This window comes from Streptomyces sp. R302 (assembly GCF_012927245.1).
Taxonomy (GTDB): domain Bacteria; phylum Actinomycetota; class Actinomycetes; order Streptomycetales; family Streptomycetaceae; genus Streptomyces.
In genome coordinates, this window is sequence record NZ_JABBGE010000003.1 from 272159 (window position 1) to 286291 (window position 14133).

The window sequence follows — 14133 nt, forward strand, 5'->3', positions numbered from 1 at the left end:
CGGGGCGGGGGCGTCCGGCGTTGGGTTGTTCGGCGTGGGGGTGTTTGGAGCGGGGGCGTCCGGAGCTGCAGAGGGCCCCGGCGCCTCGCGGCGCCGGGGCCTGCCCTCCCCTGTTCCGACCTGGAGCCCCGAGCTCTCAAGGTCGGTCCCTTCGGACCGTTTTCCCCGAGCGGTCCGCCTCCCGTTGAAGATCTCCCCTCGGCAGCGCGCGCCAATCCTTGAGGCCTGTCACTCGAACGAGGGGTGTTGGGTGGCAGAAGCTCATTTTCGAATGTGGGTTCGATAGTCTGGCGGGGTTCGACAGGAAAGAGGGGGTGCCAGACATGGCGCGACGACTCGACGTCACCGGAGCCGACGGCATCCGGCTGGCGGCCTGGGACTTTACGGCGGAGGGCGCGGCCGGGGACGGGACCGCGCCCGAGGCCCGTACGTCCACGCGTACGTCCACGCGTACTTCCATGCCTACTTCCACACGTACGACCGCCATGAGCATCACCCGTCAGCCGACCGGCCCCGAGGACCGCGCCGCCCCTCCGCGCCCGTCCGGCGCCCCGGTCTTACTGCTCCACGGCCTGATGGGGCACGCGGGCCACTGGGCGCCCGCCGCGGGCCTCCTCGGCGGCGGACACCGCACGATCGCGCTCGACCAGCGCGGCCACGGCGCCAGCGGGAAGCCGCCCGCCGGACCCTTCACGCGCGAGGCGTACGTGGCGGACGCCGCGGCCGTCATCGAGCGGCTCGGGCTCGGCCCGGTCACCCTCGTCGGCCACTCCATGGGCGCGCTCACCGCCTGGCAACTGGCCGCCGAGCGGCCCGAGCTGGTCCGCGCGCTCGTCATCTGCGACATGCGGGCCTCCGCGCTCGGCGCGGCCTCGCAGCGCGCCTGGCGGGACTGGTTCGAGGGTTGGCCGGCGCCTTTCCCGTCCCTGGAGGCCGTTCACCGCTGGTTCGGCGCGGACGACCCGTGGGTGGAGGCGCCGAACCCGGCGCGGGGTGCGTTCTTCGCCGAGGTCATGGCCGAACACCCCGACGGCTGGCGCCCGGTCTTCGACCCCGCCCACATGCTCACCTCCCGCGAGACCTGGGTCCACGACGCCCACTGGGACTCCCTCGCCCAGGTCCGCTGCCCCACCCTCGTCGTCCGCGGCCTCGACGGCGAACTCGGCCGCGCCGAGGCCCAGGAGATGGTCCGCGTCCTCCCCCACGGGGCGTACGCGGAGATCCCCGACGCGGGCCACCTCCTCCACTACACCCACCCGGAGGCCTGGGCCGAAGCGGTGGACCCCTTCCTGACCGGCGTCCTCACCACCTGACCGTCGTCGCCGACGGGGAGCACCGCCGTCCGGTCCGGCGCTCGGGGAAGCCCCCTCGCGCCCCCGCCGCCGGACGCGGTACGGTCCCTCCGACAGCGCGTCGAGCGGTATGTCTCCGCGCCGCCCACCACGCGGGCCGTCGAGGCCCAACAGGGACACCAGAGGAACACATGGGCATATCTCTGCGCCGCCGCCTGGCCACCGCGGCCACGGCGCTCGGCCTCACCACGCTCGGCGTCCTGGGCGCGGGCGCGGCCCCCGCCCAGGCGGCACCCGCGGACTGCCCGAAGGGCTACTTCTGTGCCTGGAAGACGGACAACGCCACCGGCGCCATGTACAAGACGAACGTGGACGCGCCCACGCTCGGCACCTGGGACGACCGGTTCCGCTCGGTCTCCAACCGCACCGGCAAGTTCGCCTGCCTCCACGAGGAGGCGCACCACGGCTACACCGGCGGCGTCTTCTCCGTCGCCCCCAACCCCTCGGGCACCGAGTGGGGCGGCCCCGGCAGCACGAGCGTCAGCTCCGTCCGCCTGGTCGCCACCGAGCGCGAGTGCGGCGGGTACGAGCCGTACCCCTACTGGTACGCCAACCCGCAGGCCACCGCGCCCGCGTTCGGCGACCTGAACAGGGACAAGACGGCCGACGTCCTGGTCCGCGACAAGGTCGGGCGCCTGTGGTTCCTCCCGGGCGACGGCAGCGGCAAGCTGGTCGGCTCGGGCGGCTGGAACGCCATGAACGCCCTGACGCGGCACGGCGACTTCTCCGGCGACGGCAAGGAGGACGTGATCGCCCGCGAGGCGTCCACCGGCAAGCTGTGGCTGTACAGGGGCTCCGGCACCGGCTACGTGGGCTCGCGCGTGCTGATCGGTTCGGGCGGCTGGAACTCCATGAACCACCTCACCGCCTTCGGCGACCTGACCGGCGACGACAAGTCGGACCTCCTCGCCGTCGAGAAGTCCACGGGCAAGCTGTGGCTGTACCCCGGTACGGGCAGCGGCCTGGCCCCCCGCAAGCTCATCGGCTCCGGCGGCTGGAACTCGATGAACGCCCTCGTCGGCTTCGGCGACATGACCAAGGACGGCAAGGCCGACCTCCTCGCCCGCGAGCCGTCCACCGGCAAGCTCTGGCTCTACCCGGGCAGGACCGGCGGCCTCGCCACCCGCGTCCTCATCGGCGGCGGCTGGAACGTCATGGCCGGCTTCCTCGCGGTCGGCGACCACACCGGCGACGGCTACACCGACCTGGCCACCGTCACCAACGGCAACTACGCGTCGAACACGGGCCGCGGAGCGGGCAACCTGCTCATCTACGGCGGCCGCGCCACGAACGGCTTCCAGGCCGGCTCCCCGGAGAGCGAGTCCTGGCACGGCCTGAACGGCCAGTTCTGACACACCGTCCGAACACCACGCAATGACCCATGGGGGGAGAAACATGCGCAAGACGATGAAGCGCGGCCTGGCGTCCCTGCTCGGTATGACGCTCCTGGGGGGCCTCGCGGTCGCGACGGCCGCCCCCGCGCAGGCGGCCGTGAGCGACTGTCCGAAGGGCTACTTCTGTGCCTGGAAGACCGAGGACGCCACCGGGACGATGTTCAAGACGAACAAGTCCATGCCGACCCTCGGCTCCTGGAACAACACGTTCCGGGCCCAGGTCAACCACAGCTCCCAGATCGTCTGCACCTACGACCTGGCCGACTACAAGCTCGGCACCTACTGGTCGATCGACCCGACGACGGGCGGCGCCTACGAGAGCGACCCGTACGGAAGCGTCAGCTCGCTGAAGTTCGTCCGTACGGAACGCGAGTGCTGGCTCGACGCCTACCCGCGGTGGTACGCGGAGACGTCCCCCAAGGCGGCCGGGTTCGGCGACCTGAACGGAGACCGGAAGGCCGACGTCCTCGTCCGCGACCTGGTGGGCCGGCTGTGGTACCTGCCCGGCGACTCCACCGGCCGACTGGTCGGCTCCGGTGGCTGGAACGGCATGAACGCCCTCGTCCGGCACGGTGACTTCTCCCGTGACGGCAAGGAGGACGTGATCGCCCGCGAACGCGCCACCGGCAAACTGTGGCTGTACCCCGGTACGGGCACGGGCGGCCTGGCCCCCCGCAAGCTGATCGGCTCCGGCGGCTGGAACGGCATGTCCCGGATCGCCGCCGTCGGCGACCTCACCCGCGACGGCCGCGCCGACCTCCTCGCCGTGGAGAAGTCCACCGGCAAGCTGTGGCTCTACCCCGGTACGGGCAACGGCCTCGCCCCCCGCAAGCTGATCGGCACGGGCGGCTGGAACGGCATGAACGCCCTGACCGGCCCGGGCGACATGAACAGCGACGGCCGCGTCGACCTCGTCGCCCGCGAGGCGTCCACCGGCAAGCTGTGGCTCTACCCCGGTACGAGCACGGGCCGGCTCGGTGCCCGCAAGCTGATCGGCACCGGCGGCTGGAACGCCATGGAGACCTTTCTCTCCATCGGCGACTTCAGCGGCGACGGCCGTGTCGACCTCGCGACGATCACCAACGCGCGGTACGCCATCGACGGTTACCAGGGCCACCTCGGCTGGCTCCTCACCTACAACGGCCGAGGCACCGGCTCGCTGGCGGCAGGTCAGCGCTTCGACGGCGACTGGTGGGGCCTGAACGGCGCGTTCTGACCCGACGGGACGGACATGGACGCAGGGCCTCCACCCCGGAGCGGGACGGAGGCCCTGCGCGTGCGCCGTGCCTCCTGCACCCGGGCCAGGAACTCGCCCCAGGCGGCGGGCGAGACGGAGAGGGAGGGGAGCGCGGTGTCCTTGGAGTCCCGCACGTGCACTAAGTGCACACAGGAGGCGACCTCGACGCAGTCACCGCCCTGTTCGCTGCTGTAGCTGCTCTTGAACCACTTGAGGTCGGTGCTCACAGTTCCCGTGCCATCTTCTCGATGGGTCGTTCGGAGTCCTCCGGGCTGAGCGCTTGGGCCCTCAGTTCGCTATAGCGAGCGGCAACGATTGCCACGTCCGGTTGTTCGGTCAGAAAGTACCGTCCGACCTGGCCTTCCACATAGATCAACTGGCCACGGTTCTCGTGGGACTACATCGACCGGGGCCTCGTCACCCGCAACGGTTCCTGAGCGGGCGGCTGGACGAACTCCGTCGTGAAGCACGATGCCGACGCGACGCGATGGGTTCAGACCGAGCAGCGGGGCTGGGCGACGGGAGGCCGGTTCGGCTTCGCGGTCCTCGAAACGCACCCCGGTTCATCGCACGGGCAGTTGGTGGGCCAGGTCGTCCTCAAGGAGGCGTCCCCGGCAAGCCGTCCGCGGAGGTGGGCTATTGGACCGCGGCGCACGCTCGTGGAAAGGGTGTGGCACCGAGGGCTCTGGAGGCTCTCACCGGCCCCTCGCGACGGCCATCTGCACATACGCAAATCTGAAGGCGCTGCCTAGCGGCGGAACCTCCTCCGCACCCAGCCTGCGCCGAGGGCGACTGCGGCGATCGCAGACAGAAGGATCGCCCCGAGGACTACCGTCGCCCCGGCCGCAATCACGATGCTGCCCCACCACGGTGGATCAGCTTCCACAGTGCCCCCTACCGAATCGGGTATCCAGAGACGACGCAGGGCTTCGGGGGTTGGTTCCGTCGTCGTCCTGTCACAACTGGCGGTGCTGTGTGGTCCTCACTGCAGAAGCAGCAGAAGCAGCAGAAGCAGCAGAAGCGAGAGGGGATCGGATCGTGGAGATGAAGGCCGTCATCGTGTGCGCGTCCGTGTCGCACGGCAACACCCGTCGTGTCGCCGACTGCATGGCCCAGGTGCTGGGCGCGAAGGTCGTCTCTCCTGAGGAAGCGGATCCGGCGGAGCTGGCCGGCGCCGACCTCGTGGGGTTCGGCTCGGGCGTCTTCTACGGCAGGCTGCACCGCAGCCTGACCGACTTCGTCAAGGCGCTGCCCGGAGGGAGCGGAGGGGACGGAGGGGACGGAGGGAGCGGAGGGGCGGGGACGGCGTTCGTGTTCGCCACCAGCGGCTTCCCGGAGATGCCGCTGGCGCCGTTCACCCGCCCCCTGGTCCGGCTCCTCGAAGGCAAGGGCTTCAAGGTGAACGCGAACTTCACGTGCCGGGCGCTCGACACGGTGATGCCCCTGAAGCTCATCGGCGGCGTCAACAAGCACCGCCCGAACGCGGACGACCTGGCCTCCGCCCGAGCGTTTGCCGAACGGCTCCGGGTGGGGTGAGGTTTCTTGGGGTGGGCCGGGTTCGATGGTGGCGGGTGCGGCCGCCCTCTTTCCGAGAGTGGCACCGGGCGCGGGGGATGGGCGGGCCTCCGTTGCCGGGTGGGGGGCCGGTGGGTGGGGGGTCCGGGTATCGCTCCGGTTGTGTTGCGTGTGCGGGCCGGTGGGTGGGGGCTCGGTTTGTGGCGTGCGCCGGTGGGGCTGTGTCGGTGGGTTCGGGGTGCGCGGTCGTTGAATGGGGTGCACCGTCCGGGCTTAGCGGGTGTCGGCCGTCGGTTGGTTGGGATTCAGGCCGGGCTGGTTCACTGCCGGTGGGTGTGTCCTGCGTGCGGGCTTCCTGAAGTGTGGCTGGGCGCCTGTGCGGAGGGTCGGTAGCCTGGGGTGGTGATGCGTGTGTGGGGGCTGCCGTCGGTGTTCGTGCTTGTGGGCGTGGCTCTCGCCGTTGGGGCGATCGCCAGGGGCGAGACGGGGACGGGGGTCGTCCTCCTCGCCGTCTTCCTTCTTCTCGGGGGCGTCAACTCCCCGCTTTTCTTTCCGAGATCGCTCACCTCCGCCGAGGCCCTGCGCCGCAGTCGGGTCGACGGGCGGCCCGTCGTCTACTGGCGGCCCGGCTGCTCCTTCTGCATCCGTCTGCGGCTTCGCCTCGGCACCCGCGCCCGCCGTGCGTACTGGGTGAACATCTGGCGTGACCCGGAGGCGGCGGCGGCCGTCCGCGCGGTGAACGACGGCAACGAGACCGTCCCCACTGTCTTCCTGGACGGCCGGGCCCACACCAACCCGGACCCGGGGTGGCTCCGTACCGTTGTCGGGGGTAGGTAGATCACGTAGGGTCGTTCGTGTGAACACCGGATCGGCGTCAAGCCACGCACGGATCGGCTACCCGGTGGGTAGCTGACCGCACGGTGGGTGCGTAGAAGGCACCCCAGTCCTCATCCTGCGCGCGGACCTCCTCGCGCTCGTGCACCACGAGTTCCCTTTTCCGTGCCGAGCGACAAACGAGGTCAGTCATATGTCCGTCACGTTCAACCACACCATCATCGCCGCCAAGGACCGCAACGAGTCGGCCCTGTTCTTCCGTGAGCTGCTCGAACTTCCCGAGGCGCCGTCCTGGGGGCCGTTCCTCAACATCCAGCTCCACGACGGGGTGCTGCTCCAGTTCGCGGAGCCGCCGGTGGAGATCCAGATGCAGCACTACGCCTTCCTGATCGACGACGAACTGTTCGACCGGGCGTACCAGCGGCTGTGCGACCAGGGCGTCGAGCACTGGGCCGATCCGCAGATGCGGCGGCCCGGCGAGATCAACCACGAGCACGGCGGTCGCGGGGTGTACTTCAAGGACCCCGCCGGGCACGCGATCGAGCTGATCACCCGCCCGTACCTCTGAGCGGATACCTGTTGGGCCGGGTACCGATATGTGGTGCTCGGCCTCCGGGGGCCGGGGGAAAACGTCTGGCGGGCGTCTTGTCCGGCTCGGTACGTTTCCCGCCATGACCAGTACCCGGCAGCCGCGGCCGACCACGACCCTCTGGCGCCCCACCGGGCCCGAGGAGCTCGCGCTCATCCGCGGGCTCGGGTGGCGGGCCTGGCCGCCGCGCCTGCCCGAGCAGCCGATCTTCTATCCGGTGCTCGACGAGGACTACGCGATCCGGATCGCGCGTGACTGGAACGTGAAGCACAGCGGCGTCGGGTACGTCACCCGGTTCGAGGTCGACTCCGCCTTCCTCGCGCGCTATCCCGTCCGGCAGGCCGGTGGCCGGACGATCCTCGAACTGTGGGTGCCGGCCGAGGAGCTGGACGACTTCAACGCGCACATCGTCGGCCCGATCACGGTGACCCGCACGTTCCGCTGATCCGTGCGGCAGGTACGGTCTGCGCCGAAGCGCGTGTCCTCGCGCGCCCCCACGTGAAGCCCCACCCTCAGGAGAACCGATTTTGCGCACTGCCATCAGAAGAAGCCTGGCGTCTCTGCTGGGGACCGTGACGCTGGGCGTCGCCGGGCTGGCCGGGGCCGCCCCCGCCCAGGCCGCGGTCTCGGACTGCCCCTCGGGCTACTTCTGCGCCTGGACGCAGGAGAACGCCCAGGGCACGATGTTCAAGACCCGTACGGACATGGCCGACACGGGCTCGTACGGCACCGAGTTCGGCTCGTACATCAACCGCACCTCGGTGTACGCCTGCATGTACGAGTCGGCCGACCACTACCCCTGGAACGGCTACTCGGTGGAGTGGCCGTCCAACAACGGGTCCTGGACCTCCGGCGGCAGCACCACCATCGCCTCGCTCAAGTTCGTCAGGACAGAGCGCGAGTGCGCCCAGAACGCCTACCCGAACTGGCAGGCCGAGACCTCCCCCAAGGCGGCCGGCTTCGGGGACCTCGACGGCAACCGCAAGGCCGACCTCCTCGTCCGTGACAAGGCGGGCCGCCTGTGGTTCACGCCCGGTGACGGCAGCGGCAGGCTCGTCGGCACGGGCGGCTGGAACGCGATGAGCGCCCTCACCCGGCACGGCGACTTCTCCCGTGACGGCAGGGAGGACGTGATCGCCCGCGAGGCGTCCACGGGCAAGCTGTGGCTGTACCCGGGCACGGGCACCGGCGGGCTGAGTACCCGCAAGCTCGTCGGCAACGGCGGCTGGAACGGGATGAACCACATCACCGCCGTCGGCGACCTCTCCCGCGACGGCCGCGCCGACCTCCTCGCTGTCGAGAAGTCCACGGGCAAGCTGTGGCTGTACCCCGGTACGTCCACGGGCACGCTGGGCTCCCGCAAGCTGGTCGGCACCGGCGGCTGGAACGCCATGAACGCCCTCGCCGGGTCCGGTGACTTCAACAGCGACGGCCGCGTCGACCTGATCGCCCGGGAGGCGTCCACGGGCAAGCTGTGGCTGTACCCCGGTACGTCCACGGGCACGCTGGGCTCCCGCAAGCTGATCGGCACCGGCGGCTGGAACGCCATGGAGTCCCTCATCACCGTCGGCGACTTCAGCGGTGACGGCCGCCCCGACCTCGCCGCCGTCACCAACAGGACATACGCCATCGACGGCTTCGTCGGAAACCCGGGCTGGCTGGTCACCTACAACGGCCTCGGCACCGGCGGCCTCGCGTCCGGCGTCCGGCGCGACGGCGAGTGGTTCGGCCTCAACGGCTTCTTCTAGTCGGTCCGAGGCAGGTGAGGAGCCGCCCGGCGCTTGAGCCGCGCCGGCGGCCCCTCATGTATCCCGACACCCCCGTGTCCGCACGTGACACCGATGACGCGCCGATCGGGAAATTCCTGCTTCGCCTCCTGGAGGAACGGAACGTGCTCCTGGTCCGCCCGCACCGCCGTCACCTCGCGGCAGCCGTCGGCACCGTCCTCGCCGCGACCGTCGGCGTAGGCCTGCCGACCCTTCCCGCGCACGCCTCGTCGGCGTCGGCGACGTGAACGGCGACGGCCGCTCCGACATGATCGGCCTCAGCCCGACCGGCAACTGGCTGTACCAGGGCACCGGCAGCTGGAGCACACCGTTCAAGCGCCGCGAGGCCATGGGCCTGGACCTCCCGGTGAACGGTTCGCAGCTCGTCTTCTGACCCACCACCGCACTCGGCCCACCACCGCACTCGACGGAAAACGGAAAGGGGGCGTCCACGCGCGCGTGGACGCCCCCTTTCCCCTGTCCCGGCCGCCTCAGCCCTTGCTGACCGCCGCCAGGATCTCCGGCAGCCGGCGCACCATCCGCCCCGACATCAGCCGCAGCGCGCCCCACAGCAGCAGCACGCCGTACGTGACGCCCAGCGGCAGCAGCAGCCACAGCAGGCCGTGGTGGCCGGAGACGCGGAGCCAGACCAGGAGGGCGATCAGCGGGGCGCACAGCAGCGGACCGCCGAACATGCCGCCGAAGATCGCCGCGATCGCCATGCCGCCCTGGCCGGGCGCCACGTTGCGGCGCGAGTCCTGGGGGATCCCGTACGGGTACCGCACCGAGGTGACCACGCCGAGCGCCAGCATCGCCCCGAGCAGGGCGAACGCCAGGCCGAAGACCTCGGGGAGCTGGGTCCAGCCGTCGGTGGCCGCGGCCGTCGCCATGGCCACGACGACCGTGAACGGGACGGTGATCGCGGTCATCACGCACGCCCGGTCGCGCAGCTCCGCGTACGCGTCCTCCGGCGACGAGATCGTCTGCGCCACCATCCAGAACGCCGACGAGTCCTGCCCGAACTGGTTGAACATCTGCACGCCGAGCATCCCCGACGCGAAGCACGCCCAGTAGACCGAGCCGTTCTCCTGGAAGGAGTTGAACAGCGGGACGAGCGCGCCGACCGCCAGCGCCGACACCCAGGCCGCCTTCGTCTTCGGATCACGCCAGATGTAGCGGAAGCAACGTTCCATCACCGCGCCCGTACGGCCTCCGGGCAGCAGCCGCGCCAGCAGCCCCCGCCCCGCCGCCGGGTCCTTGACCGAGTCCGGGGCCGCGCCGATCGTCGAACCGTCCGGCTCGACCATCAGCCGCACCAGGCTCCGCCGCCACCACCACAACAGCGCCACCAGGGCCACCACGGCGAGCAGCAGCCGCGCCGCGGCGAGCACGAGGTCGCCGTCGGCCGCGGCGCCGACCGCCGCCACCGCCGACGCCGGCGGCAGCCAGCCCACCACCGACGCCGCCGTGTCGAGCACCGACAGGTCCTCGGCGCGGCCCAGCGCCTGGGCGCCGAAGTTGACCGCCTGGATGCCGAGCGCGATCAGCAGACCGCTCAGCAGCGCCATGTCCCGGCCCTTGCGGGAGGTCAGCAGCCGGACGTTCGCCGTGGCGATCGCCCGCGACAGCGCCACGCACACGAGCAGCACCAGCGGCACCGCGAGCACCGCGGTCACCGTCGCAGCCGTCCCGTGCGCCACGGCCGCCACCGCCCCGACCGCGAGGCAGAGCGTGAACAGCGGGCCGGTGCCCACCAGGGAGGCCACGAGGAGCGCCCGTACCAGGGGCTGCGGCCGCAGCGGCAGCATCACCAGACGCGACGGGTCGAGCGTCTCGTCCCCGCTCGGCAGGAACAGCGGCATCACCGCCCAGCCGAGCCCGAAGACCCCCGCCGTCAGCACCGCGACCGCCCCGGCCGCCTCGTGCCCCCGCAGCATGAGGAAACCGAGCACCATGAAGGCGGCGATCAGCAGCGACACCACGAGCGAGGCGACGAACGCGGCCGTGCGCCCGCCGGACTGCCGCAGCCCGTTCCGCAGCAGCGACAGCTTCAGCCGTACGAAGATCGGCGTGAGCGACGGCTCGGTGGGGGTGGCGGTGGCGTCGGCATGGGCGGTGGCGGTGGCCGGGGCGCTCACGAGCGGTCTCCCCGAGCGCCGCCCAGCCAGTCCAGCGAGTCCCCCGCCGCCGCCCGGTCATGGGCGCCCACCAGCTCCAGGAACGCCTCCTGGAGGGTCGCGGCCGAGCCCTTGACCTCCGCCAGCGGACCCTGCGCCCGGATCCGGCCGCCGGCCATCACCGCGACCCAGTCGCACAGCGACTCCACCAGCTCCATGACGTGGCTGGAGAAGACCACGGTCGCGCCGGAGGAGGTGTACCGCTCCAGGACGCCGCGGATGGTCTGCGCCGACACCGGGTCGACGCCCTCGAAGGGCTCGTCGAGGAAGAGCACGTCCGGGTTGTGCAGCAGCGCCGCCGCGAGCCCGATCTTCTTCCGCATGCCGGTCGAGTAGTCGACGACCAGCTTGTGCTGCGAACCCGCCAGGTCCAGGACGTCCAGGAGCTGGGTGGCCCGCTTGTCGACCTCGGCTCCGGGCAGCCCCCGCAGCCGCCCGCTGTACGCGAGGAGTTCACGGCCCGAGAGCCGCTCGAAGAGCCGCAGCCCCTCCGGCAGGATCCCGATCTTCGCCTTCACCCGCGCCACCGACTCGGGGTCCCGCCACACGTCGTGGCCGGCCACCCGGATCCGGCCGGCGTCCGGCCGCAGCAGGCCGGTGATCATGGAGAGGGTGGTGGTCTTGCCGGCGCCGTTGGGCCCGACGAGACCGATGAACTTCCCCGCGGGCAGCACCAGATCGATACCGTTCACCGCGATCTGCTGCCCGAACCGCTTCCACACCCCCTCCACGTGCACCGCGGGCGCCGCACCGGAGTTCTCCGGTGCGGCGCCCGTCGGTTCGAGCGTCTCGTCAAATGCCTGGTCGGGCATGGTCCGTCAACCCTTCGGTTGTCCCCTACGACGCCTGTTCGCGCCGTTCCGGCCACCCTAAGGGGCCGTCCGGGGAGAACCCCAGGTCACTGACGGCGTGACCGTGCCTCCGCCGCCTCGCGCCCGCACGCGTACGCCAGCGCGCTGATCAGCTCCTCCGCGTCCGGCAGCCAGCGGTTGGCGGGCGTGGGGCGGCGCGCCCACTGCACCGCGCCCCGGCCGCCGATCCGGGTGGGCGGCGCCGCGACGTAATGCCCCTCCCCGCGCGTGGCGAGGTCGAGCGCGGACGGGGCCCAGCCGAGCTTGCGGATCAGGTCGGGCACCTTGGCGGCGGCGCCCGGCAGCACGAAGAAGAACATCCGGCGGTCCGGGGTGCAGGTCACCGGACCCAGCGTCAACTCCATCCGCTCCATGCGGGCGAGCGCGAGGAAACCGGCCGCCTCGGGGACCTCGATCGCGTCGAAGGTGCGGCCGGTGGGGAGGAGGATCGACGACTTCGGCTGCTTCGACCACATGCGCCGGGCGCCCACCCCGCTCCCGGTCGCCAGCGTCGCCCAGTCGGGCTTCACGGCGTGTCCGCCGGGCAGGGGGCAGTCGGCGGTGCCGCAGGAGCAGCGCTCCCGGCCGTCGACGGCTTCCAGCCAGGTCCCGGGGAACACGTCCCAGTGCCGCTCCTCCGCATACCGCACGGCGCTGTCGAGCAGCTGCTCGCCTCGCTGCTTGGGGATCTGTGCGGCTTCCGTCGTGACTCCGATGGTCTCATCCACGTCGAAGACAACTGCCCCCGTCACCTGGGGTTACGGGCGCGGCGGCGCCGGGGGTGAGGCATCGATCCTGCATGCGGGGCGCATGGGTGCACGCGCGGGGGCGCGCGGGGGACCGGGGAGCGGGGGAGGGGTACGGAAGAGGGCGGGGCGGACACGGCACGGGGTGGGGCGGGGTGCCGCGGACCGCCCGCCGTCGTGTCCGGTTTCGCGTGTTCACATCGGCATTGACCGGATATCCGTCGGGCAGTGATCCCTTCGTGTCCGTAACCGTCCCGTCTGGGGGTTCCACTCATGGCAGCCAGGCCACTCGTGCCGCGACAGCCCAACGAACGGCTCCAGGCGCTCATCCAGGAGGCCGCGTGCTCCAACGCCGGTCTCGCCCGCAGGGTCAACATGGTCGGCGCGGAGCGCGGTGTCGACCTGCGGTACGACAAGACCTCGGTGGCGCGCTGGCTGCGCGGGCAGCAGCCGCGCGGCCGGGCGCCCGGCATCATCGCGGAGGCCATCGGCCGCAAGCTCGGGCGGACGGTGACGATCGACGAGGTGGGGATGGCCAACGGCCGGAACCTCGCGGCGGGCGTCGGCCTCCAGTTCGCGCCGACCGTGCTCGGCGCGATCGAGCAGGTCTGCGAGCTGTACCGCAGCGACGTGGGCCGCCGGGAGTTCCTGAACGGATCCGCGGTCGCCGCCTCCGCGCTGGTGGAGCCCAGCCGGGACTGGCTGATCAGCGGCGTCGACGCGCAGGTGGCGCGGGCGGCCGGGGCCCGGGTGGGGCGCGCGGACGTCGCGGCGGTACGGGAGATGACGGCGGCGCTCGTCGACCTCGACCGGCGCTTCGGCAGCGGGCACGTCCGCCCGGTGGTGGTCCACTACCTCGACAGCGTCGTCTCCGGGATGCTGTCGGGCTCCTACCGGGAGGAGGTGGGGCGTGAACTGTTCGGCGCGGCGGCGCGACTGACCGAGCTGGCCGGGTACATGGCGGTGGACACGGGCGAACCGGGCCTGGCGCAGCGGTACTACATCCAGGCGCTGCGGCTCGCGCAGGCGGCCGGGGACCGCGGGTACGGCGGCTATGTGCTGGCCGCGTCGATGAGCCACCTGGCGGCGGAGCTCGGGAACCCGCGGGAGATCGCCCAGTTGGCGCGCGCCGCGCAGGAGGGGACCCGGGGCGGGGTGCCGCCGAGGGCCCAGGCGATGTTCCTGGCGGCGGAGGCGCGCGGGCACGCGCTGATGGGCGACGCGCCGGCCTTCGAGTCGGCGGCGGGACGTGCCGTACGCGCCCTGGAGGCGGCCGATCCGGAGTCGGGCGACGACCCGGTGTGGATCGCCCACTTCGACCGGGCCTATCTGGCGGACGAACTGGCGCACTGCTACCGGGACCTGGGGCGCGCGGACGCGGCGGTGCGGGCGGCGGAGGAGTCGCTGGCCGGGCATCCGGAGACGCGGGCGCGGCGGCGGGCGATCGGGCTCGCGCTGCTCGCGCACGCGCGCGTGGAGCAGCGGGAGATCGAGGAGGCGTGCCGGACGGGCACGCGCGCGCTCGAACTCCTCGGGACGCTGCGGTCGTCGCGCGGGGCGGAGTACCTGGAGGAACTGAGGGAGCGCCTGGAGCCGTACGCGGGCGAGGCGGTGGTCCGGGAGTTCGAGGCGCGCCTGGAGACGCACGCGGTGTGAGCGGACGGCCCGAGGG

The 14133-nt window shown here is 71.8% G+C and carries 15 protein-coding genes and 1 pseudogene; 12 read left to right on the forward strand and 4 right to left on the reverse strand.

Going from position 1 to position 14133, the window contains the following annotated elements; genetic code table 11:
• Positions 1-323 precede the first annotated feature (323 nt).
• From HHL19_RS10825 to HHL19_RS10835, 3 genes are all read left to right on the forward strand, one after another.
• Positions 324-1313, forward strand: a complete 990-nt coding sequence (locus HHL19_RS10825; protein ID WP_169088112.1) for an alpha/beta hydrolase — start codon at positions 324-326, stop codon at positions 1311-1313.
• 170 nt (positions 1314-1483) lie between these two features.
• Entirely contained in the window at positions 1484-2704 is a 1221-nt protein-coding gene (locus HHL19_RS10830) for an FG-GAP-like repeat-containing protein (protein ID WP_169088114.1), read from the forward strand.
• Between the two features lie 43 nt (positions 2705-2747).
• Positions 2748-3962: an FG-GAP-like repeat-containing protein gene (locus HHL19_RS10835; RefSeq protein WP_169088116.1), complete on the forward strand. Its 1215-nt coding sequence runs from the start codon at positions 2748-2750 to the stop codon at positions 3960-3962.
• Here HHL19_RS10835 and HHL19_RS10840 read toward each other — a convergent pair.
• Entirely contained in the window at positions 3917-4210 is a 294-nt protein-coding gene (locus HHL19_RS10840) for a DUF397 domain-containing protein (RefSeq protein ID WP_169088118.1), read from the reverse strand. The genes HHL19_RS10835 and HHL19_RS10840 overlap by 46 nt on opposite strands.
• Before the next feature lie 243 nt (positions 4211-4453).
• Here HHL19_RS10840 and HHL19_RS37190 point away from each other — a divergent pair.
• The 8 genes and pseudogenes from HHL19_RS37190 to HHL19_RS10875 form a co-directional block, all read left to right on the forward strand.
• Positions 4454-4683 (forward strand): annotated as a pseudogene (locus HHL19_RS37190) (GNAT family N-acetyltransferase); the annotation flags it as partial.
• Between the two features lie 344 nt (positions 4684-5027).
• Positions 5028-5519, forward strand: a complete 492-nt coding sequence (locus tag HHL19_RS10845) for a flavodoxin family protein (RefSeq protein WP_169088981.1) — start codon at positions 5028-5030, stop codon at positions 5517-5519.
• A gap of 381 nt (positions 5520-5900) precedes the next feature.
• Positions 5901-6335, forward strand: coding sequence for a glutaredoxin domain-containing protein (locus tag HHL19_RS10850; RefSeq protein ID WP_346768284.1), 435 nt, complete (start codon positions 5901-5903; stop codon positions 6333-6335).
• 190 nt (positions 6336-6525) lie between these two features.
• On the forward strand, positions 6526-6900 hold the full coding sequence (locus HHL19_RS10855; protein WP_169088120.1) for a VOC family protein: 375 nt from the start codon (positions 6526-6528) through the stop codon (positions 6898-6900).
• Positions 6901-7003: 103 nt separating this feature from the next.
• Positions 7004-7366, forward strand: a complete 363-nt coding sequence (locus HHL19_RS10860; RefSeq protein ID WP_169088122.1) for a hypothetical protein — start codon at positions 7004-7006, stop codon at positions 7364-7366.
• An 82-nt stretch (positions 7367-7448) separates the two neighbouring features.
• A complete protein-coding gene (locus tag HHL19_RS10865; protein WP_169088123.1) occupies positions 7449-8669 on the forward strand; it encodes an FG-GAP-like repeat-containing protein in 1221 nt (406 codons plus the stop codon).
• Between the two features lie 74 nt (positions 8670-8743).
• Positions 8744-8935, forward strand: a complete 192-nt coding sequence (locus HHL19_RS10870) for a hypothetical protein (protein WP_169088125.1) — start codon at positions 8744-8746, stop codon at positions 8933-8935.
• Positions 8932-9081: a hypothetical protein gene (locus tag HHL19_RS10875; RefSeq protein WP_169088127.1), complete on the forward strand. Its 150-nt coding sequence runs from the start codon at positions 8932-8934 to the stop codon at positions 9079-9081. Before HHL19_RS10870 ends, HHL19_RS10875 begins: the two co-directional genes overlap by 4 nt.
• 97 nt (positions 9082-9178) lie before the next feature.
• Here the strand turns inward: HHL19_RS10875 and HHL19_RS10880 are convergent, their stop codons facing one another.
• From HHL19_RS10880 to HHL19_RS10890, 3 genes are all read right to left on the reverse strand, one after another.
• Positions 9179-10753, reverse strand: a complete 1575-nt coding sequence (locus HHL19_RS10880; RefSeq protein WP_169088985.1) for a transporter — start codon at positions 10751-10753, stop codon at positions 9179-9181.
• A 68-nt stretch (positions 10754-10821) separates the two neighbouring features.
• The gene (locus HHL19_RS10885; protein ID WP_169088129.1) at positions 10822-11676 is read right to left on the reverse strand and encodes an ABC transporter ATP-binding protein; all 855 of its coding nucleotides are present in this window, start codon (positions 11674-11676) and stop codon (positions 10822-10824) included.
• A gap of 86 nt (positions 11677-11762) precedes the next feature.
• Positions 11763-12443 carry a bifunctional DNA primase/polymerase gene (locus tag HHL19_RS10890; protein WP_169088131.1) on the reverse strand — a complete coding sequence of 227 codons (681 nt, stop codon included), beginning with the start codon at positions 12441-12443 and terminating at the stop codon, positions 11763-11765.
• A gap of 291 nt (positions 12444-12734) precedes the next feature.
• Here HHL19_RS10890 and HHL19_RS10895 point away from each other — a divergent pair, with 291 nt between their 5' ends.
• A complete protein-coding gene (locus HHL19_RS10895) occupies positions 12735-14117 on the forward strand; it encodes a transcriptional regulator (RefSeq protein WP_169088133.1) in 1383 nt (460 codons plus the stop codon).
• Positions 14118-14133 lie beyond the last annotated feature (16 nt).